The 20,898-nt window shown below is 67.8% G+C and carries 14 protein-coding genes; 5 read left to right on the forward strand and 9 right to left on the reverse strand.

The genetic code is table 11. The features are described 5' to 3' along the window. Positions 1–3: 3 nt before the first annotated feature. On the reverse strand, positions 4–636 hold the full coding sequence (locus tag ACQY9P_RS02780) for a TetR/AcrR family transcriptional regulator (protein ID WP_421736776.1): 633 nt from the start codon (positions 634–636) through the stop codon (positions 4–6). Between the two features lie 91 nt (positions 637–727). Here ACQY9P_RS02780 and ACQY9P_RS02785 point away from each other — a divergent pair, with 91 nt between their 5' ends. The 5 genes from ACQY9P_RS02785 to ACQY9P_RS02805 all read left to right on the forward strand — a co-directional run bounded on the left by ACQY9P_RS02785 (position 728) and on the right by ACQY9P_RS02805 (position 8,736). Then, the gene (locus tag ACQY9P_RS02785; RefSeq protein WP_421736775.1) at positions 728–1,819 is read left to right on the forward strand and encodes an efflux RND transporter periplasmic adaptor subunit; all 1,092 of its coding nucleotides are present in this window, start codon (positions 728–730) and stop codon (positions 1,817–1,819) included. Between the two features lie 2 nt (positions 1,820–1,821). After that, a complete protein-coding gene (locus tag ACQY9P_RS02790; RefSeq protein ID WP_421736774.1) occupies positions 1,822–4,884 on the forward strand; it encodes an efflux RND transporter permease subunit in 3,063 nt (1,020 codons plus the stop codon). Between the two features lie 170 nt (positions 4,885–5,054). Continuing rightward, a complete protein-coding gene (locus ACQY9P_RS02795) occupies positions 5,055–6,698 on the forward strand; it encodes a phytoene desaturase family protein (protein ID WP_421736773.1) in 1,644 nt (547 codons plus the stop codon). Between the two features lie 172 nt (positions 6,699–6,870). Next, positions 6,871–8,025, forward strand: coding sequence for an aromatic ring-hydroxylating oxygenase subunit alpha (locus tag ACQY9P_RS02800; protein WP_421736772.1), 1,155 nt, complete (start codon positions 6,871–6,873; stop codon positions 8,023–8,025). A 126-nt stretch (positions 8,026–8,151) separates the two neighbouring features. Next, a complete protein-coding gene (locus ACQY9P_RS02805) occupies positions 8,152–8,736 on the forward strand; it encodes a TetR/AcrR family transcriptional regulator (protein ID WP_421736771.1) in 585 nt (194 codons plus the stop codon). Here ACQY9P_RS02805 and ACQY9P_RS02810 read toward each other — a convergent pair. From ACQY9P_RS02810 to ACQY9P_RS02845, 8 genes are all read right to left on the reverse strand, one after another. Beyond that, complete coding sequence (locus ACQY9P_RS02810) at positions 8,733–8,972, reverse strand: hypothetical protein (protein ID WP_421736770.1); 240 nt, start codon at positions 8,970–8,972, stop codon at positions 8,733–8,735. The genes ACQY9P_RS02805 and ACQY9P_RS02810 overlap by 4 nt on opposite strands. Positions 8,973–9,151: 179 nt before the next feature. Beyond that, on the reverse strand, positions 9,152–10,456 hold the full coding sequence (locus ACQY9P_RS02815; protein ID WP_421736769.1) for an amidohydrolase family protein: 1,305 nt from the start codon (positions 10,454–10,456) through the stop codon (positions 9,152–9,154). Positions 10,457–10,461: 5 nt separating this feature from the next. Beyond that, a complete protein-coding gene (locus tag ACQY9P_RS02820; RefSeq protein ID WP_421736768.1) occupies positions 10,462–11,775 on the reverse strand; it encodes an amino acid permease in 1,314 nt (437 codons plus the stop codon). A gap of 217 nt (positions 11,776–11,992) precedes the next feature. After that, positions 11,993–14,359 (reverse strand): TonB-dependent receptor, encoded by a 2,367-nt coding sequence (locus ACQY9P_RS02825; protein WP_421736767.1) that lies wholly within the window; start codon positions 14,357–14,359, stop codon positions 11,993–11,995. A gap of 126 nt (positions 14,360–14,485) precedes the next feature. Next, positions 14,486–16,507 carry a tetratricopeptide repeat-containing sulfotransferase family protein gene (locus ACQY9P_RS02830; protein WP_421738271.1) on the reverse strand — a complete coding sequence of 674 codons (2,022 nt, stop codon included), beginning with the start codon at positions 16,505–16,507 and terminating at the stop codon, positions 14,486–14,488. Between the two features lie 157 nt (positions 16,508–16,664). Further along, on the reverse strand, positions 16,665–17,927 hold the full coding sequence (locus ACQY9P_RS02835; protein ID WP_421736766.1) for an NAD(P)/FAD-dependent oxidoreductase: 1,263 nt from the start codon (positions 17,925–17,927) through the stop codon (positions 16,665–16,667). Between the two features lie 156 nt (positions 17,928–18,083). Continuing rightward, positions 18,084–19,487 carry a glutamine synthetase family protein gene (locus ACQY9P_RS02840; protein WP_421736765.1) on the reverse strand — a complete coding sequence of 468 codons (1,404 nt, stop codon included), beginning with the start codon at positions 19,485–19,487 and terminating at the stop codon, positions 18,084–18,086. Then, positions 19,484–20,890 carry an aspartate aminotransferase family protein gene (locus tag ACQY9P_RS02845; RefSeq protein ID WP_421736764.1) on the reverse strand — a complete coding sequence of 469 codons (1,407 nt, stop codon included), beginning with the start codon at positions 20,888–20,890 and terminating at the stop codon, positions 19,484–19,486. The genes ACQY9P_RS02840 and ACQY9P_RS02845 overlap by 4 nt, the downstream gene beginning before the upstream one ends. Positions 20,891–20,898 lie beyond the last annotated feature (8 nt).

Below are 20,898 nucleotides of genomic sequence, written 5' to 3' on the forward strand. Positions count from 1 at the left end.
TCGCTATTTCAGCGTCCCCCGCCTGAGCATGGTGACATGGGCCGTGACCAGCGCCTCGCGCTCGGCCCAGGGAAACTCCGGCCGGGCGATCAGCAGCGAGACCAGGCCATGCAGGCCCGCCCACAGCGTCTGGGTCGTCAGCAGAGCGTCGTCCAGCACCGTCAGGCCAGCGGCCTGATACTCGCCGACTATGTCGCGGAACATCTCGAAGGCTTCCAGCCCGGCGATCATCGGCCGGCCGCCGGTCTTTTCCAGGAACTCGCCGTGCTGGCTCTTCTCGATCATGAAGGCCACGCGATAGGCGTTGGGCCGCTCCATGCCGAAATCCACATAGACCCGCAGCGAGCGCTCGAAATTCTCCACCGTCGGCGCCCCGCGCACCCGCGCCGCGCACATCCGCTCGACCAGGATCGCGAAGGCCCGCACGCACAGCTCGGCGGCCATGTCGTCCTTGGTGGCGAAATAGGCGTAGAGCGCCGGCTGCGAGATGCCGGCCTTCTCGGCGATCTGGCGGGTGGAGACCGCGTGGACACCCTTTTCGCTGAACAGGGCCAGGGCCGCGTCGAGGATTTCCTCGCGCCGCTCGGCCCCGTGCCCCTTGGGTTTGCGGGGCGAACGGGGATTGGGAGACTTCATCGTCGGACCTTCGATCATCCCGCGTCGGACTTGACAAGCACCATCAATCTATCACTGATAACTTATCACTGATTGATTTGGAACAAAGTCGATGTGGCGCGCCTCCCCGCTCCCTCACCACGTCCTCTGGCGATCGCTCGCCTTCGCCGCGACCCTGCCTGTGCTGGCCGGATGCGGCGGCAAGGCCAAGGAGGCCGAAGCCCCCGCGCCGCCCACGCCGGTCGAGGCCGTTCGCGTCGCCGCGCCCAACGCGTCCGGCACGGTCTCGGGAACCGGCACGCTGGAGCGGCGCCGCGAGATGGCTCTGTCGTTCCGCATCGCCGGCGTGCTGACCCGCATGAGCGTCGAGGCCGGCGACAGCGTCCGCGCCGGACAGGTGATCGCCGCGATCGATCCGGCCAGCCTCGACGCCCGCCAGCAGCAGACCGTCGCCGACCTGGAACGCGCCCGCCGGGATGTGGAGCGCGACAAGGCGCTGTTCGAGAAGGGCTATGTCAGTCGCCAGCGGATCGATGATCGCCAGAGCGTGCTGAAGTCGGCCCAGGCCGCCTACAACGCCGCCGCCTTTGATCGCCGCTGGGCCCAGCTGGTCTCGCCGGCCTCCGGCGTGGTTCTGACCCGCGCGGCCCAGACCGGCGAGGTGGTGCAGCCGGGTCAGGTGGTGGCGCGGATCGCCGACCTGACCAGCCCGCTGGTTCTGCGCCTGCCTCTGGCCGCGCGCGACGCCGCCCGCGTCAGGGTGGGCGACAGCGCCCGGCTGAAGGTCGAGGACCTGGGCGGCCAGCTGCTCACCGGAACCGTCACCCGCGTGGGCGAAGCGGCCGACACCCGCACCGGCGCCGTCACGGTCGAGATCGAGCTGGCCGGCCGGCCCGACCTGCGCAGCGGCCAGATCGCCAGCGCCGAACTCTCGGTCCGCGCCACGCCCACCGCGAGCGGGACCTTCGCCCGCATTCCCGCCGAGGCCGTGCTCGAAGCCGACGGCGCCCGCGCCTTCGTGCTGCGGATGGACGGCGGCGTCGCCCGCCGCACCCCGGTGGCCTTCGGCGGTTTCGACGGCGATGACGCCCTGGTCTCGGGCCTGGCCGACGGCGCCGAGGTGATCACCGCCGGCGCGGGCTTTGTCTCCGACGGCGAAAAGGTGCGCGTCGTCGATCCCGCCAAACTTGCCGGGAGCAAGTAGCCGTGAAGTTCGACATCGCCGGACTGGCGGTCCACCGCTGGCAGTTCACCCTGGTCGCGTTCGGCCTGCTGGTGATGCTGGGCTTCAACGCCTTCACTAGCATTCCGCGCTCCGAAGACCCGCACTTCCCGATCCCGATCGTGGTGATCCGCGCCGTCCTGCCGGGGGCCGAGCCCTCGGAGATGGAGCAACTGGTCGTCGATCCGATCGAGGATGCGGTCGATGGCCTCGACAATATCGACAAGGTCGAGTCGACCAGCGCCGACGGCGCCGCCGTGGTCCGCGTCCACTTCACCTGGGATGTCGATCCCGAGCGCAAGTACGACCAGGTGGTCCGCGAGGTGAACGCCATTCGCGGGGCCCTGCCCGCCGGCCTGGCGCGGCTGGACATCCAGCGGGCCCGCACCACCGAGGTCTCGATCGTCCAGGTGGCCCTGACCAGCGACATCCTGCCGATGCGCCGCCTGGAAAAGACCGCCGATCGCCTGCGCGAGCGGCTGGACCGCGTGGCGGGCGTGCGCGAGGCCAAATACTGGGGCGCGCCGCCGTCAGAGGTTCAGGTGACCCTGGATCTGGCCCGCCTGTCAGCCCTGAAACTGCCCGCCACCGCCGTCGCCGACGCCCTGAAATCGGCCGGCGCCGAGGCCCCCATCGGGGCGGTGCAGGCCGGTGAGCGGCGCTTCAACGTCAAGTCCGGCGGCGCCTTCCATTCGCTGGAGGCCGTGGGCGACACGCCCGTCCGGGCCCTCGGCGGTCAGGTGACCCGCGTGCGCGACGTGGCCCGGGTGGCCTGGGCCCAGGCCGAGCCGACACACCTGGCCCGCTTCAACGGCCAGCGCGCCGTGTTCCTGACCGTGACCCAGAAGGACGGCCAGGACGTCACCAAGATCACCAAGGCCGTCGAGCAGGTTCTGGACGACTACGAAAAGTCCCTGCCCGCCGGGGTGAAGCTGCAACGCGGCTTCGTCCAGGCCGAGAACGTCAAGCATCGCCTCAACAACCTGTTCCGCGATTTCGGCATCGCGCTGGTGCTGGTGCTGATCACACTTCTGCCGCTGGGTCCGCGCGCCGGGCTGGTGGTGATGGTCTCGATCCCGCTGAGCCTGCTGATCGGCCTGTCGATGCTGCAGGCTTTCGGCTTCACCCTGAACCAGTTGTCGATCGCGGGCTTCGTCCTGGCCCTGGGCCTGCTGGTCGACGACAGCATCGTCATCACCGAGAACATCGCCCGCCGCATCCGCGAGGGCGAGGAGCGCACGCAGGCCGCCGTCAACGGCACGCGTCAGATCGGCCTGGCGGTGCTGGGCTGCACGGCGACCCTGATGCTGGCCTTCCTTCCGCTGATGGCCCTGCCGGCCGGCTCGGGGGCCTATATCAAGTCGCTGCCGGTGACGGTGCTGTGCACGATCGCCGCCTCGCTGCTGGTGTCGATGACCATCATCCCGTTCCTGGCCAGCCGCATCCTGGACAAGCATTCCGATCCCGAGGGCAACCCGCTGTTGCGCGCCGTCAACGGCGGCATCCACCGCTTCTATCGGCCGGTCCTGCACCAGGCCCTGGCGCGGCCGTGGCTGGCCCTGGCCCTGATGCTGGCCCTGTGCCTGACCACCTTCCCGCTGATGAAGCTGATCGGCTCCAGCCTGTTTCCGGCCGCCGAGACGCCGCAGTTCCTGGTGCGGATCGAGACGCCGGACGGCTCGTCCCTGGCGCGCACCGACCGGGCCCTGAGGTTCGTCGAGCAGCGCCTGAAGGCCACGCCCGAAGTGACCTGGCGGGCCGCCAATCTGGGACGCGGCAATCCGCAGATCTTCTACAACCAGCAACAGCGCGAGAGCGCCACGACCTATGCCGAGGTCTTTGTCAGCCTGAAGGCCTGGGAGGCTGGCAAGAGCGACAAGGTGCTGGATGGCCTGCGCCACGACTTTTCCAGCTTCCCCGGCGCGCGGATCAGCGTGGTCACCTTCGAGAACGGCCCGCCGATCGACGCGCCGATCGCCATCCGCCTGACCGGCCAGAACCTCGACGCGCTCAAGGCCCTGGCCGCTCGCGCCGAGGAGATCCTCAAGGCCACGCCGGGCGCGCGCGACGTGACCAACCCCGTGCGCCTGGACCGCACCGACCTGGACCTGGGCCTGGACGAAGCCAAGGCGGCCGCCCTGGGCGTGCCCGCCGGCGCCGCCCGCCGCGCGGCGCGGCTGGCCCTGTCGGGCGAGGAGACCGGCCGCTTCCGCGATCCGGACGGTGACGACTATGCGGTCAAGGTGCGCCTGCCGATGGAGCAGGCCGACGGCGCGGCCCGCAACCCGCTGTCGGCCCTGAAGGCCGTCTATGTGCCCACCGCCGACGGCCTGGCCGCGCGGCTGGACGCCGTGGCCACCCCGACCCTGAAGTCCAGCCCCGCCCGCATTGACCGTTTCGACCGCGAGCGGACGGTGACGGTCACGTCCTATGTCTCCACCGGCTTCCTGGCCGCCAAGGTGACCCAGGACGTGGTCGCGCGGCTGGAAAAGGACCTGCCCATGCCCCCCGGCTATCGCCTGAGCCTGGGCGGCCAGGCCGAAGCCCAGTCGGAAAGCTTCGCCGGCCTGGGCGCGGCGGTGCTGGTGGCGGTGTTCGGCATCCTGGCGGTGCTGGTCCTGGAGTTCCAGAAGTTCAAGACCGCCCTGGTCGTGGCCGGGATCATCCCGTTCGGGATCTTCGGCGCCGTGGCGGCCCTGGCCCTCACCGGCAACTCGCTGAGCTTCACGGCGACCATCGGCCTGATCGCGTTGATCGGCATAGAGATCAAGAACTCGATCCTGCTGGTCGACTTCACCGAACAGCTGCGCAAGGGCGGCATGGGCCTGCACGACGCCATCGAAAAGGCCGGCGAGGTGCGCTTCCTGCCGGTGCTTCTGACCTCGGTGACGGCGATCGGCGGGCTGCTGCCCTTGGCGCTGGAGCGATCGGGGCTCTACTCGCCCCTGGCCATCGCGATCATCGGCGGGCTGATCACAAGCACCCTGCTGTCGCGGGTGGCGACGCCGGTGATGTACTGGCTGACGGCGCGGGGGAAGCAAGACTGAGCCCTCCCCCTTGATGGGGGAGGGTTGGGTGGGGGTGACTACGGCCTTGGCGGCTGGACGGCAGCATCACCCCCATCCCCGGCCCTTCCCCCATCAAGGGGGAAGGGAGAAGGCTTGCCTATTATACACTCGTATAGCAACCTCTCCCCACACATCGGGGAACACACCACATGGCCGCCACCCAGACCCGCGACGCCGTCATCATCGGCGGGGGGCATAACGGCCTCGTCTGCGCCTTCTACCTGGCCAAGGCGGGTCTGAAGGTCACGGTCTGCGAGGCGCGGGGCGTGGTCGGCGGGGCAGCGGTGACCGAGGAGTTCCATCCGGGGTTCCGCAACTCGGTGGCCAGCTACACGGTCAGCCTGCTGAGCCCCAAGGTCATCACCGACATGGATCTGCACGGCCACGGCCTGAAGATCGTCGAGCGGCCGATCTCCAACTTCCTGCCGATCAGCCCGGACAAGTACCTCAAGCTGGGCGGTGGGCTGGAGCGCACCCAGGAGGCGTTCCGCCAGTATTCGCGCAAGGACGCCGAGGTGCTGCCGGCCTATTACGCCATGTTGGACGAGATCGGCGACGTGCTGCGCGACCTGGCCGCCGAGACCCCGCCCAACCTCGGCGACGGCATCCACGGCCTGCTGCGCGGCGTGCGCCAGGGCTCGCGGCTGGCCTTCCTGTCCAAGGAGCGCAAGCGCGACCTGCTGGACCTGTTCACCAAGAGCGCCCGCGACTTCCTGGACGGCTGGTTCGAGAGCGACGCGGTCAAGGCCAGCTTCGGCTTCGACGCCGTGGTCGGCAACTTCGCCAGTCCGGATTCGCCGGGCTCGGCCTATGTGCTGCTGCACCACACCTTCGGCGAGGTGAACGGCAAGAAGGGCGCGTGGGGTCACGCCATCGGCGGCATGGGGTCGATCACCCAGGCCATGGCCCGAGCCTGCGAGGCGGCGGGCGTCGAGCTACTGGTCAATGCGCCGGTCGAGGCCGTGCATGTCGAGACCGGCCCCAAGGGCGCCAAGGCCGTGGGCGTGCAGCTGGTGGACGGCCGCCAGATCATGGCCCCGATCGTCACCTCCAACCTCAACCCGGCCCTTCTGTACGACAAGCTGATCGCGCCCTCGGCCCTGCCGCCGGCCTTCGCCAAGGCCATCAAGGGCTACAAGAACGGCTCGGGCACGTTCCGGATGAACGTGGCCCTGTCGGAGCTGCCGGACTTCACCTGCCTGCCCGGCAAGGCTGTGGCCGAGCACCACCAGTGCGGCATCGTGATCTCGCCCAGCCTCGACTACATGGACGAGGCCTATCGCGACGCCAAGGCGTTCGGGATCAGCAAGAAGCCGATCGTCGAGATGCTGATCCCCTCGACCCTGGACGACAGCCTGGCCCCTCCGGGCCAGCACGTCGCCAGCCTGTTCTGCCAGCAGTTCGCGCCCACCCTGCCTGACGGCCGCTCGTGGGACGACGAACGGGAGGCCGCCGCCGACCTGATCATCGACACGGTCAATGACTGGGCCCCCAACTTCAAGGCCTCGGTCGTGGGGCGGATGATCCTGTCGCCGCTGGATCTGGAGCGAAAGCTGGGTCTGGTCGGCGGCGACATCATGCATGGCCACATGTCGCTGGATCAGCTGTGGGCGGCGCGGCCGGTGCTGGGCCACGCCAGCCATCGCGGACCGCTGGAAGGGCTCTACATGTGCGGCGCCGGCTGCCATCCCGGCGGCGGGGTCTCGGGCAATCCGGGACGCAACGCGGCGCGGGAGATCCTGCGCGACAAGGATTTCGTCACGGCGCTGAAGCTGTCGGTGGTGGGGCGGTGATGGCTGGAGAACATCTCCCTTCCCCCTCAATGGGGGAAGGGTCGGGGATGGGGGTGACAGCGTCGGCAGGTCTCGGCTCAGCCGCGCCACATCCTGAAACGGTGTCACCCCCACCCCTGCCCCTCCCCCATCCAAGGGGGAGGGAACGTGATCTTGCTGGAGGGCTCGGCGCATGAACGCTCCCATCCCCAACACCGACCCGCAAGCCGACTGGGGCCTGCCCGGCTGGACCTACGGCAATGACCGGTTCTTCAGGGAGGAACAGGACAGGATCCTGCGCCCGTCCTGGCAGATCGTCTGCCATCTGAACGACATCCCGAAGGCCGGCGATTTCCACACCCTGGACTTTCTGGGCGAGAGCGTCGTGGTGGTGCGCGCCAAGGACGGCGGCGTGCGGGCCTTCACCAATGTGTGCCGCCATCGCGGCGCGCGGCTGGTCGACGGGCCCAGTGGCAGCTGCGGCAAGGGCGGCGGTCGCATCGTCTGCCCCTATCACGCCTGGACCTACGACCTGGAAGGCCGGCTGATCGGCGTGCCGATGCGCGACACCTATCCGGCGCTGGAGATGGACAAGCAGGGCCTGGTCAGGGTGGACGTCGAGGTCTGGCGCGGCTTTGTCTTCACCCGTCTCGAGGGCGATGGCCCGTCCGTCGCCGAGATGATGGCCCCCTTCGACCATGAGGTGGCCCACTACCGTTTCGAGGACCTGCAGCCGTTCGGCCGCGTCACGCTGCGGCCCCGCGCGGTGAACTGGAAGAACATCAGCGACAACTATTCCGACGGCCTGCACATCCCCGTCGCCCACCCCGGCCTGACCCGGCTGTTCGGCAAGGGCTATGGGGTGGAGGCCGAGGCCTGGGTCGACAAGATGTGGGGCCAGCTGATCGACGAGCCGTCGAACAATCCGTCCGAGCGGCTGTATCAGGACATCCTGCCCGACGTTCCGCACCTGCCGCCCGAGCGCAAGCGGCTGTGGACCTATTTCAAGCTGTGGCCGAACTTCGCCTTCGACATCTATCCCGACCAGGTGGACTTCATGCAGTTCATCCCGGTTTCGGCCACCCAGACCCTGATCCGCGAGATCGCCTACGCCCTGCCCGACGACCGCCGCGAGATGAAGGCGGCGCGCTATCTGAACTGGCGCATCAACCGCCAGGTCAATGCCGAGGACACCGAACTGGTGGCGCGGGTGCAGGAGGGCATGGCGTCCAAGAGCTTCACGGCGGGGCCGCTGGCCAGCTCGGAGGTCAGCCTGCGGAGCTTCGGCCGCAAGATGCGGGCCCTGATCCCGGAGGCGCGGCTGGACCGGCCGCCGACGGGGTGGTGATTTGCGCGCATCTCCCTTCCCCCTTGATGGGGGAAGGGTCGGGGATGGGGGTGATGCGGCGGTTCAGTCGTCACCGCCCTATCACCCCCACCCAACCCTCCCCCATCAAGGGGGAGGGCTAGGACTATGCGCGCCGCCTTCACTCGCGAGACCGCCGACGTCCGCCGTCAGGCCCTGGTCGCGGCCGCCGAGACCGTACTGGCCCGCGACGGAGTCGCCGGGACCTCGGTGCGGAGCATCTGCGCGGAAGCCGGCGTTTCGCCCGGCCTGCTGCGGCACTATTTCGAGGGCGTCGACGCCCTGATCGCCGCGGCCTACGAGGCGGTGGGCCAGCGGATCGATGTTGCGTTCGAGACGGCGGTCGAGGCCGCCGGGCCCGACCCCCGCGCCCGTCTGACCGCCTATCTGACGGCCAGCTTTCAGCCGCCGGTGCTGGACCCGCAGTTGCTGGCGACCTGGATCGCGTTCTGGAGTCTGGTGAAAACCCAGCCGGAGATCGGGGCCATCCACGCGACGGGCTATGCCGCCTATCGCGCCCGGCTTGAAAGCCTGCTGGCGGACTGCGGGGCGCGGGAGACGCGGCTGGCCGCGGTGGCCCTGACCGCCGTCGTCGACGGTCTGTGGCTGGAACTGTGCCTGGACGCGACGGTCTTCACCCCCGCCGAAGCGACGGTGATCGCCGAACGCGTCCTGGAAGGCTGGCTGGCTTAGGCCGCCGTCTGCTGAGCGACGATGCTGCGGCCCCAGGTGGCGCGGCGCGCTTCGGGTTCGAACACGTGGACCTTGGCGGTACGACCTTGGGTATGCATGTGGCGCGCCAGCAACTCGGCCATCGCCTGGGCCTCGGCCTGGCAGGAATACGAACCGATCAGGTCCGGCGCGTCGTTCCAGGTGACATGCCAGACGCCGGAGACGGGGCGGACGAAGTAGTTATGTTCGTTGGCCATGAGAGGACTCCTTGGTCTGACTTAGCCTCGGACATACAGCGTCCGTGTGACAGGTGTTTCAATGTTGCACAGCAACATCGTGCTGCATTGCACATTGCACAGGCCACGCCAAGGCGAACCGTGTCGAATTGAGGGGCAACTTTAAGGCGAACTCGCCTCAAAAGGGCAGGCCGGGGCGGCTAGTCCTTCACGAGTTCCCCGCCCTTCATCACCTTGGCTACACGGGTCAGGACCGCGATATCGCTCAAGGGATCGCCCACGACAGCGATCAGGTCGGCATAGCAGCTCGGCCCCGCGCACCCCACCTGCCCGGTCTTGCTCATCAGGGCGGCGGCGACCGTGGTGGCAGACTGGATCGCCTGCATTGGCGTCATGCCGTACTTGACCATGTAGGGCATCTGTTTGGCGTTCCAGCCGTGCGGAAAGACCCCGGCGTCGGTGCCATAGGCGATCTTGACCCCCGCCTTGACCGCCTTGCGGAAGCCCTCGCGCTGGGCGTCGGTGGTTTCGCGGTTCTTACGCAACATGCCCTCGGGCCAGTGGTGGGCTGTTCCGTAGCTGTCGATGAAGTCGCCATTGTAGATGTCGGCCACCAGCCAGGCGCCCTTGGCCTTCATCAGCGCGATGCCCTCGTCGTCGATCAGCGAGCCGTGCTCGATCGAGCGCACCCCGGCCCGCACCGCCACCTTGATCCCCTCGGCCCCGTGGGCGTGGGCGGTGGCGTAGGTTCCACGCTTGGCGGCTTCCTCGACGGCGGCCTTGATCTCGTCCTCGGACAACTCCAGCTGTCCCGGCTCGGTGCCTTCGGTCAGGACCGCGCCGGTGGCGATCAGCTTCAGGAAGTCGGCGCCGTGCACCAGGATGTCGTGAGCCTTGCGATGGGTGTCGGCCGCGTCCTCGACCACGCCGCGCCGCATCTCGGCCGGAATCCCCACGTCGGCGGCGATGCCGGTGATCTCGCCGCCGCCGCCGGGGGTGGTGATATAGGCGCCCGCCACCGACATCCGCGGTCCGGGCACCAGCCCCTTGTCGATCGCGTCGCGCAGGGCGACGTCGCCGAAGGCCCGCCAGGTGCCGACGTCGCGCACGCTGGTGAAGCCCGCCATCAGGGTGGCCCGGGCGTGGGCGGCGCCGATATAGGCCTGCTCGGCGGCCGTGGTCAGCAAGGGTTCGGCGATGTTGTCGGTCTGCTCCTGGTCGACAAGGTGGGTGTGCATGTCGATCAGGCCGGGCAGCACGGTCAGGCTGGACCAGTCCAGCACCGGCCCGTCGACCGGCGCCTTGGTCCAGGGCGAGACGGCGACGATCCGCTCGCCCTCGATCCGGATCAGCTGGTTGGTCAGAACCTTGCCGGCCTCGGGATCGACCAGTCGGCCGGCGTGGACATAGGTCGGCTTGACCTGGGCCAAGGCGGCGGGCGCGCCCAGACCGACAAGACCCGCGACCAGAACGGCGACACCCGGGAACGCAAGGCTGCGCGACATGACTTTCACTCCGTATCGGGAACGACGGCGAACCGCTTGATCAACCAGTGAATGGGCAGGCCCACCACCAGCAGCACCAGACTCCAGAGGCTGGCCTCGCCGGCGCCATACAGCGTCCAGAACGAATAGATCGTCGCGATGATCGCCACCACGGTCACGGCGCGCGAGGGCTCCATGCGGCCCTGGCTCTGCAGGCGCAGCGCCGCCATGGCGCAGAACAGATAGGCGAACAGCGAGATGGCCGTGGCCAGCAGGGCCATGAAGGTGAACAGCTCGACCATCGACTTGGCGTAGTTCATCGCCACCAGCACGGTCAGGAAGAGGCTGGAGAGCACGTGGGCCCGGACGGGCGCGCCGCGCTTTGAGGTCTTGGCCAGAAAGGCCGGAAACACCCCGCCCTTGGCCATGGCGTAGGGCACCTCGCCCTGCAGCAGCATCCAGCCGTTCAGGGCGCCAAAGCCGCTGATCGCCGCGAAACCGGCCAGCACCAGACGGGCGTCGCCACCGCCATACAGGCCCACGAAGTCGGCGAAGGGCGCGTTGGAGGTCTTGAGCATGTCTGTCGGGGTCAGCAGCACCACCGCCGAGCAGACGATCAGATAGATCACCCCGGCAAAGGCGGTGCCCACCAGGGTGGCGCGGGGAATGGTGCGCTCGGGATCGATCACCTTGCCGGCCGGCACGGTGGCCGACTCCATGCCCAGCAGGGCCCACAGCGTCAGGGTGGCGGCGGCGGTGATGCCCACCGGCGTCAGGTCCTGGGCGTGGAACGGCAGGACGGTCGAGCCGCCGGTCTTGCCCAGCACCACGGCCGCTAGCAGGATCACCCCCATCAGCGGCATCAGCTTCAGCGCCGTGGTGATCACCTGCATGCCGCCGGCCAGCCGGGCGCCGAAGCAGTTCATGATCGTCAGTCCCCAGATCATCACCAGGGTGATCGCGCAGTGCAGGCCGGTCTGGGTGGCGATCTGCGGGAAGAAGACGCTGAGATAGCTGACCGTGCCGGCCGCGATGGCGGCGTTGCCGACCCAGATCGAGATCCAGTAGCTCCACGCCACCACGAAGCCGGCGGCGGGGCCGAACGCTTCCTGGGTGTAGATGTAGGGGCCGCCGCCTTGCGGAAAGGCCTTGGCCAGGCGGGCGAACACGAAGGCCAGACACAACGCTCCGCCGATGGTCAGCACCCAGCCGACCACCGCGTTCCAACCATAGGGGGCCAGGGATGCGGGCAGCATGAAGACGCCCGAACCGATCATGTTGCCCACGACCAGGGCCACGCACATCCAGAAACCCAGGGCGCGGGGTGTTGTCTTGCTCAAGTCTGGTTTCCCCCTAAATTCCGCTCTTCCTGGCGGCGGCAGTGGCCCAGATCGAACCCGGGACCAGGATCACGTCCGGCTGTGCGAGACAGCGCGTCATCCCCAGAAGCCCTGGGTGACTCTGGATCCCGACCTGCGCCGGGACAGCGGATGACTGGGACCGCGAACGGGATTCGTTCAAAAGCGAAAAGGGCGGCCTTTCGGCCGCCCTCCCCGATCAGAACTTGCGTCCCACCTTCACCCCAACGGTGCGAGGCTGATTGGGCACGATGTAGGTCTGGGCGCCGCAGACGCTTTCGGCGCACTCGGCATAGCGGTTGAGGCTGGCCCGCTTGTCGGCGAGGTTCTTGACATAGACCGACGCCGACCAGTCATCACGGGTGAAGCCGCCGGACAGATCGACCAGGGTGTAGCCCGCCTGGCGCCCGATGATCGCGCGCTCCTTCAGCCGCAAGTCGGTCCAGTTGCCGGTTTGGTTGACCATCGAGGCCTGCACGAAGCTTTCATACGGTCCGATATCGAACTCGTAGCGCGCCGTGAGGTTGGCCTTGAACTTCGGCGTCACCGGCAGGGCGGTGCCGTCCGGAGCCTGCGGGCTGGCGCAGGTGGTGATCGGGTTGCCCGAGGAGTCGGTCACGCCGCAGTAGTTGGCCGACAGCTTGGCGTCGGTATAGGCGGCCGAACCACTGAGCGTGAATCCCGTGGCCACGGCCCAGGTGATGTCGCTCTCCAGACCCTTGATGCGCGCCTGGTTGGCGTTCTTGATCTCGGTCAGGCCGTTGGCCCCCAGGATCGAGAACTGGAAGTTCTTCCAGTCTTCCATGTAGGCCGCGCCGTTCCAGCGCACGCGGTTTTCCAGCCAGCTGGTCTTCCAGCCGAACTCGTAGTTCTTCAGATAGTCGGCCTGATAGGGCGGCAGGGTGCTGCGGCGGTTGATGCCGCCCGGCCGGAAGCCCTCGGAATAGGTGACATAGGCCAGCTTGTCGTCGTCGAACTTGTAGGTGACCGTGACCTTGGGAACGTTGCCGGTTTCCTTGACCCGCTTGTCCAGGTTCGTACACGGCGCGCCATTGACGCCGCCGGTGCGGAAGCAGGCCTTTTCACCGGTCGAGCCGTAGCCCTTGCCGTAGCCGTAGAAGCCTTCCAGCGAGTTGTCCGACTTGAAGAAGCGGATGCCGCCCATGACGGTCAGCTTAGGTGTGATGTCGAAGCTGACCTCGCCGAAGCCGGCATAGTCGCGGTCGATCCGCTGCTGGGCCGTCAGCCAGATGGTATCGCTGTAGCCGGGGACCTCAATGTCCTTGCCGATGCCGTCGATCTTGTAGCGCTGAGTGATGTTGTGCTGCTGGCGCTGGTAGAACAGACCGCCGATGACGCGCAGGCGCTTGTCATCAGGCGTGGCGAGGCGGATCTCGTGGCTTTCCTTGGTGAAGCCGTCTTTGCCCTGGATGTACTGCGACGGGTTGGCCAGGCCGCCCGCGTCGTTGGTCCAGTAGAAGCCGTAGCCGACCTGATCGTAGAAGTAGGAGTAGTCGGAATAGTCCTGACGCGTGTCGACGTCGCGCTTCAGGTAGGAGCCGGCATAGGTGACGTCGAGATTGGCGATCTGGCCTTCGATGGTCATCGCCGTCTGGACCCAGCGGTCGTCAGACGATTCCGGATAGAAGTGGGTGACCTTCAGGTCGCCGACCTTGGGGTCATAGGCGTAGAGGCCGCGGGTCTTGGCGCGCTGGCCCATCACCATCGGGGTGATCACCCAGTTGTCGCCCAGCTCGACCCGCAGCCCGACGCGGCCGCCCAGGGTGCTGGAGCTGTTGTAGTTGTCCTTGGCGATGCCGGCGTTGCTGATCGTCAGGTCATTGGTCGGGTCGGAGTCGCCGCGCGTGTAGGTGCGCGTGCCCTTGACGTTGTCGATATAGCCGGCGGCTTCCTCGTTCCAGCCGACCAAGCGCACCGCGATGGTGTCCGACAGCGGAATGTTGACGAAGGCTTCCTCGACATGGCCCGTATCGTCGCCATCGACGATATTACCCTCGACGTCGACACCGGCCGAGAAGCCGGTCGTGGTCGGCTTGTTGGTGATGATCCGCAGCGTGCCGGCCTGCGAGCTGGCGCCGTACAGCGTGCCCTGCGGTCCGGCCAGGGCCTCGACCCGCGCCATGTCATAGACGTGGACGTCGAGCGCGCCCTGGATGGTGCTGATCGGCTGTTCGTCCAGATAGACGCCGACGCTGGGCAGCGAGCCGGAGTGGTTGCCGTCGCCGCCGCTGGCCACGCCGCGCATATAGACCTGGCCAAAGCCCGGGCCCGCCGTCGTGAACGACACGCTGGGCAGGTATTTCACATAGTCGACGAAGTTGCCGACCTGCAGTTGCTCCAGCTTGGCCTCGCCCATGGCCTGGATCGAGACCGGCACGTCCTGCAGATTTTCGGATCGCTTCTGGGCGGTGACCACCACCTCTTCCAGCGACACCGCCCCCGGCGCCGTCTGCGCGCTGGCCGCCACGCTGGTCAGCATGGTCGAAGCCAGCAGCGCGACGGAGTAAACACCCGCCCTTTTTAGGTTTTTCGTAGCCGACGCCATGGTCGCTCCCCGTACGATTAAGGGAACGATGTTCGCGCTGCTCCCGTCACGACGGCAAGGTTGAAACGACCGTTTTGGTTCAAATCCGCCGAGTGTTGCAGAAATGGCAAGGTTTCATGAAGGTGGTCAAATTCTGGGCGCGGCGGGATAGGCTGGCAGACAGTCGCCCAATGCCTGCTTGAGCGGTCCCAGGGCCGATTCGAAATTCTGCCAATGTTCGACGGCGCTCTTGAAGATCGGCTGGCGGACCTGCTCGGAACTGGCGGTGCGCACCGCCCGGTCGTTCTCGTGGAAGTTCAGGCAGGCCGTCTCGAACGGCAGGCCGCAATGATCCAGCAGGGCGCGGATCTGGCCTTCCGGATCCTCGATCATCGCCTCATAGATCACCCGATGCACCCGGCCGGGCAGCACGGTGTCGAAATGGTCCATCAGGGCCACATAGTCGGCATAGTAGCGGCCGATGTCGGTCAGGTCGTAGCTGAAGGCCTGGCCCCGGGCGAAGTGCTGCTTGAAGCCTGAGAAGCAGCAGCCCAGTGGATGGCGGCGCGCGTCGATGATCTTGGCGTTCGGCAGGATCAGGTGGATCAGGCCGGTGTGGGCGAAGTTGTTGGGCATCTTGTCGATCAAGAACGGCTTGTCGGTCTTCCTCTGCACCCGGGTGCGCTCGATGAACTCATCGCCCAGCGCGCGCAGGGCGTCGGGCGACAGGTCAGCCAGCATCTCGGGATAGGACGAGTCCGCGCGGCGATTGGCCTTGCCGCCCAGGCGACGGGCCATGACGATCAGGTCGGGCAGCTCCATCGTGCCCTCGACCTGCGAGTGGCTGGCCAGGATCTGCTCGATCAGGGTCGAGCCCGAGCGCGGCAGGCCGACCACGAAGATCGGATCCGGGGCCGGGCAGCCCTGCCCCGCCGTGGCGGCCAGCAGGGCCGGCGTGAACACCGCGCGTGAGCGGGCCACATCGGCGTGGTTTTCCTCAGGATCGTAGTCCACCTGCTGGCGCCGGATCGCCGCGCCGGCGGCATAGTGCTGGAAGGACTCGTCGTACCGCTTGGCGTCTTCCAGCGCCTTGCCCAGGGCGTAGTGCAGGTGCAGGCGGTCGTCGTCCGACAGGTCCGGCTGCTCGAGCCCGGCGGCCATGGCGGCGCGATCGGCCTCGTCGAACTTGACGGTCTTGAGGTTGGCAAGGCTCCACCAAGCCTCGCCCAGGCCCGGCGACAACTCCAGCGCCTTGCGATAGGCGGCCACGCAATCGGCCTGACGGCCCACGGTCTTGAGGGCGTGGCCATAGCTCATCCAGCCCTTGGGCTGGTTGGGATAGTCGGCCAGCATCGGCTCATAGACGCCGATCGCCGCCGCGTATTCGCCCAGCCGCGCCAGGATCGCGGCGCGCAGATTGGCGTAGCCCGGATGGCGCGGATCGCGCTGCGTCAGGCGCTCGATCTGGGCCAGGGCCTCCGCCGACTTGTTCTGGCGATAGAGCATGGTGGCCAGGTTGTGCCGGGCGGCGGCGAAGCCGGGGGCGATCTGCAGACAGCCGACCAGCAGCCGCTCGGCGTCCTCGTAGCGCCCCAGCCGCGCGCCGGTCTCGGCCAGCATCCGCAGGGCGGCGATGTCGGCGGGGTGGTCGGCCAGGTGATCGCGCAACAGCTGCTCGGCGACGCCCAGCCGGTTGTCGATCAGGGCGGCGGCGGCCTCGATCAGCACCGGATCGCGGGTGGAGGCCCGCAGCTGCTGGGCCAGGGCCCGCTCGGCGCCGGCTCGGTCGCCCATCAGGTCCAGCCCCTCGGCCAGACCGCGCCAGGCCTCGCCAGCGCGGGGATCCAGCGCCACGGCGCGCTGAAAGGCGGCGACCGCCTCGCCGGTGCGGCCAAGATCGGCCAGGGCCAGACCCAGTTCCAGCTGCGCCTCGGCCATGTTCGGCAGGCCCCGGGCCAGGGGCGCGACCGTCTTCAGCGCAGTATCGGCGTCGCCGCTCAGACGGCAGGCGGCGGCCAGCACCACGGTCGTGTCGGCGTGCCGGGGAACAGCCTCCAGAATCGCTTCGGCCTGCTGTCGCGCCAGAATCGGATCGCGCTCCAGCAGGCGCCGGGCGTGTTCGAGAGCCGTGGCGAGGCCGGCCTGGGCGGAGGTCGTCTGGGTGGTCATGCGGCGAGGAGAGAGGGGCTCGGAGAGGTTGTCAATTCGCACTTGCCCCCTCCGCGCCTTCGGCGCTCCTCCCCCGGAGGGGGAAGATGAGGTCGGCGCTGTTTCATCTTCCCCCTCCGGGGGAAGACGGCTGCGAAGCAGCCCGTAGGGGGCAAGTTCACAACCGATCCCGCAGCGCGTACCAGCTCAGCCCCGCCACCGTCAGCGGCCAGCGCAGCAGTCCACCGCCGGGGAACGGTGGCGTCGGCAGGCGCGACAGCAGCTCGACGCCGGCCGTCTGACCCAGGGCCGCCTCGGCCAGCAACTTGCCGACATAGGGCGCCAGCATCACGCCTTGACCGGAATAGCCGGACGCCACCCGCACGCCCGGCGCGACCTCGCCGACGAACGGCACGCGGTTCATCGTGATGCCCAGGGTCCCACCCCAGGCATGGGAGATCTTCACGTCGGCCAACCGCGGATAGACCTTGACCATGTGCCGCCGCACGAAACCGGCGATATCGGCGGGAAAGCCTGGCCGATAGTTCTCGCCGCCGCCGAACAGCAGCCGGCCGTCCGGGGTCTTGCGGAAATAGTTCACGACGAAGCGGCTGTCGGCCACGGCGGCGTCCGAGGTGATGATCTCATGGGCCAGGTCGCCCAGAGGCTCGGTGGTCAGGACGAAGTTGTTGATCGGCATCACGCGGGCCCGCGCCTTGCCCGCCATGCGGTTCAGGCCGCCGTCGCCGCTCAGGATCAGCTGGTCGCAGATCACGCGGCCCTGCGCGGTCTGCACCGCAAGCCGGCCCTCCTCGCGGCGCCAGTCCAGCGCGCGACTGTGCTCGTGGATCGTCGCCCCGGCCGAGATCGCCGCGCGGGCCAGGCCCAGGGCCAAGTTCAGCGGATGCAGGTGGCCGCCGTCGCGATCCAGCAGGCCGCCGTGATAGACATCGGTTCCCAGATCGCGCGCCAGATCGTCGGTCCCGATCAGCGACAGGGCTTCATAGCCATAGCGACGGGCCATGTGCTCGATATGGGCGGCGTCCTCGGCCTCGCCGCCGGGGCGGTGGCGGGCGTGGATCATGCCGGGCTTCAGGTCGCAGGCGATGGCGTGCTCGGCGATCACCGCGTGCAGATGGGCGCGGGCGTCCAGAGCCAGCCGCCACAGGGCGTGAGCGTCGGCCTCGCCCACGGCTTTCTCCAGCCAGACCTGGTCGCGCCGATGGCCGGTATGGACCTGCCCGCCATTGCGGCCCGAGGCGGCGCGGCCGACCCCGTCAGCCTCCAGCACGACGACCGAAGCGCCGCGCCGGGCCAACTCCAGGGCCGCGCCCAGGCCGGTATAGCCCGCGCCGACCACGCAGACATCGACGCGAACGTCGCCGGTGAGAGGGGGCTGGTTCGGAAAGGGCGTGGCGGTGTCGGCGTACCAGGAGTTCATCTCCCTTCCCCCTTAATGGGGGAAGGGTCGGGGATGGGGGTGACCACGGCGGTTCCCCATCCCCAAGCACTCAGACGATGCCCGCCCGAGGCTGAACGCTGCGCGTTCACCCCCATCCCAACCCTTCCCCCATCAAGGGGGAAGGGCTCGACGGCGCTAAACATTCAGCAGCAGGAACTCCCGCTCCCACGGGCTGATCGTGCGCATGAAGGTCTCGTATTCGGTCTGCTTCACGTGGTCATAGGCCTGGCAGAAGATCGGCCCCAGAATCTCGACCATCGGCGCGCAGGCCGTGAACAGCGACAGGGATTCGGTCAGGCTGCGCGGCAGTTCGATGCCCCGCAGGCTGGCGTCGGAGTCGACCGGCGCGCTGGGCTTGAGATTGCCGACCATGCCCAGATAACCCGCCGCCAGAGAGGCCGCGATCGCCAGATAGGGATTGGCGTCAGACGAGGGAATGCGGTTTTCCAGCCTGCGGTTGGCGGCGTTCGACGGCGGCACCCGCAGGCCGCAGGTGCGGTTGTCATAGCCCCACTGGGTATTGACCGGCGCGCCGCTGTCCTTGGCGATCCGGCGGTAGGAATTCACATAGGGCGCCAGGATGGCCATGATCGCCGGCAGATAGGTCTGCTGGCCGGCGATGAAACCGTGGAAAAGGTCGGTCTCCTCGCCGGTCTTGGGATGCGAGAACAGGTTCTGTCCGTCCTTGTCGATGATCGACTGGTGGACGTGCATGGCGCTGCCCGGCTCGGACGCCATGGGTTTGGCCATGAAGGTGGCGTAGATCTCGTGCTCCAGCGCCACCTCGCGGATGGTGCGCTTGAACATGAACACCTGGTCGGCCAGCTCCAGCGGATGGCCATGGCGCAGGTTGATCTCCATCTGGGCCACGCCGCTCTCGTGGATCAGGGTGTCGATCTCCAGGCCCTGGCGTTCGGAATATTCGTACATGTCCTCGAACAGGGCGTCGAACTCGTTGACCGCGCTGATCGAATAGCCCTGCCGCCCGGTCTCGGGCCGACCCGAACGGCCGACCGGCGGCTTGAGCGGATAGTCAGGGTCGGTGTTCCGGTCGACGAGATAGAACTCGATCTCCGGCGCGACGATCGGCTTCCAGCCCTTGGCCTCGTAAAGCGCCAGAACGCGGCGCAGCACCTGGCGGGGGCTCTCCTCCACCGGCCGGCCGTCGGGGTGATAGGCGTCGTGGATCACCTGAGCGGTGGGGTCCTGGGCCCACGGCACGGCGGCCAGGGTGGCGAAGTCGGGCGTAAGCACGATATCGGTGTCGGCCTGCACCGAATTGACCACCCCCTCGAACTCGGGGAAGTCGCCGGTGATGGTCTGGTAGAACACCGCCAGCGGCAGGTTCATCGACGGCGTGCCCAGGAACTTGCGCACCGGCATGATCTTGCCACGCGCCACCCCGGCCAGATCGGGCACGACGCACTCGATCTCCTCGATGTTCTGCCGGGTGAACCAGGCCTGAGCCTCCTCGAGGGTTTCAACCCCCCGGTTCACGCGCTGGTCGGGCTTGGTCTTCTTGTGCTTGGGCTGTTTCATGACGCGGCCTCGGGCTTCAAGGCCCGCAGAACGGGCTCGGCCTCGATCAGCGACTTGCGGATGATGCCGACCAGCTCATCGATCTGGGCGTGGGTGATGATCAGCGGCGGGCAGCAGACGATGGTGTCGCGAATGCCGCGCACCATCAGGCCGTTCTTGATGCAGAAGTCGCGCACGATCGGCCCCGCCTCGCCTTCCTTGTCGAGGAAGCGGTGGTTGGTGCCCTTTTCGCGCACGATCTCGACCGCGCCGATCAGGCCCAGCGAGCGGGTCTCGCCGACCAGAGGGTGATCGTTCAGCGTCGCCAGGGCCTTGGCCAGATAGGGGCCGGTATCCTCGCGGGTGCGCTCGACCAGGCCCTCGCGCTCCATGATCTCGATGTTCTTCAGCGCCACGGCGCAGCAGGTCGGGTGGCCCGAATAGGTAAAGCCGTGGATGAAATCCCCGCCCTTCTCCTTCATCTCGGCGACGATGAAATCGGCCACGCCCACGGCGCTGATCGGCAGATAGCCGGACGACAGGCCCTTGGCCATGGCGATCATGTCGGGCTTTACGCCATAGTGCTGGTGGCCGAACCACTGGCCCAGCCGTCCGAAGCCGCAGATCACCTCGTCGCAGACAAACAGGATGCCGTACTTGCGGCAGACCGCCTCGACCGCGGGCCAGTAGCCGTCGGGAGGGATGATCACCCCGCCGGCGCCCTGCACCGGTTCGCCGATGAAGGCCGCGACGTTCTCGGGGCCGACCTCGAGGATCTTGTCCTCGATTTCCTTGACCGCGCGGTCGCGGAAAGCGGCCGGGTCTTCGCCGAAGCCCTCGCCGAATGAATAGGGCTGCATGACGTGCGCGACGCCCGGGATCGGCAGATCGCCCTGCTCGTGCATGTGCTTCATGCCGCCCAGCGAGACGCCGGCCACGGTCGAGCCGTGATAGGCGTTCCAGCGGCTGATGAAGACCTTGCGCTGCGGCTGGCCCTTGATCTTCCAATAGTGGCGCGCCAGGCGGAAGACCGTGTCATTGGCTTCCGACCCGGACGAGTTGAAGAACACGTGGGTCAGGTTGCCGCCCATCTTCTCGGCGATCTTGGCGGCCAGCCGGATCGGCGGCGGCGAGGCCGTCTTGAAGAAAGTGTTGTAGTAGGGCAGCTCCAGCATCTGGTCATAGGCCGCCTGGGCCAGTTCCTGACGGCCATAGCCGACGTTCACGCACCACAGACCCGCCATGCCGTCGAGGATCTGATGGCCGTCGCCGTCGTGGATATAGACGCCGTCGGCGCGGGTGATGATCCGGCTGCCGCCCAGTTCCTGCTGCAGTTTGTAGTCGGTCTGGGCCGGCAGGTGGTGCGCCAGGTCCAGGCGCTTGAGCTCGGCGATGTCGTGGTTGCGGATCGGGACGGTAGTCATTGGGGCAG

The organism is Caulobacter sp. (genome assembly GCF_965279145.1).
GTDB lineage: Bacteria > Pseudomonadota > Alphaproteobacteria > Caulobacterales > Caulobacteraceae > Caulobacter.

Bases quoted from the DNA above. Each gene is read 5' to 3' on its own strand.
- ACQY9P_RS02825 (WP_421736767.1), bottom strand. From the start codon at position 14,359: ATGGCGTCGGCTACGAAAAACCTAAAAAGGGCGGGTGTTTACTCCGTC.
- ACQY9P_RS02840 (WP_421736765.1), bottom strand. From the start codon at position 19,487: ATGAAACAGCCCAAGCACAAGAAGACCAAGCCCGACCAGCGCGTGAAC.
- ACQY9P_RS02815 (WP_421736769.1), bottom strand. From the start codon at position 10,456: ATGTCGCGCAGCCTTGCGTTCCCGGGTGTCGCCGTTCTGGTCGCGGGT.
- ACQY9P_RS02835 (WP_421736766.1), bottom strand. From the start codon at position 17,927: ATGAACTCCTGGTACGCCGACACCGCCACGCCCTTTCCGAACCAGCCC.
- ACQY9P_RS02845 (WP_421736764.1), bottom strand. From the start codon at position 20,890: ATGACTACCGTCCCGATCCGCAACCACGACATCGCCGAGCTCAAGCGC.
- ACQY9P_RS02780 (WP_421736776.1), bottom strand. From the start codon at position 636: ATGAAGTCTCCCAATCCCCGTTCGCCCCGCAAACCCAAGGGGCACGGG.
- ACQY9P_RS02805 (WP_421736771.1), top strand. From the start codon at position 8,152: ATGCGCGCCGCCTTCACTCGCGAGACCGCCGACGTCCGCCGTCAGGCC.
- ACQY9P_RS02795 (WP_421736773.1), top strand. From the start codon at position 5,055: ATGGCCGCCACCCAGACCCGCGACGCCGTCATCATCGGCGGGGGGCAT.
- ACQY9P_RS02800 (WP_421736772.1), top strand. From the start codon at position 6,871: ATGAACGCTCCCATCCCCAACACCGACCCGCAAGCCGACTGGGGCCTG.
- ACQY9P_RS02810 (WP_421736770.1), bottom strand. From the start codon at position 8,972: ATGGCCAACGAACATAACTACTTCGTCCGCCCCGTCTCCGGCGTCTGG.
- ACQY9P_RS02830 (WP_421738271.1), bottom strand. From the start codon at position 16,507: ATGACCACCCAGACGACCTCCGCCCAGGCCGGCCTCGCCACGGCTCTC.
- ACQY9P_RS02785 (WP_421736775.1), top strand. From the start codon at position 728: ATGTGGCGCGCCTCCCCGCTCCCTCACCACGTCCTCTGGCGATCGCTC.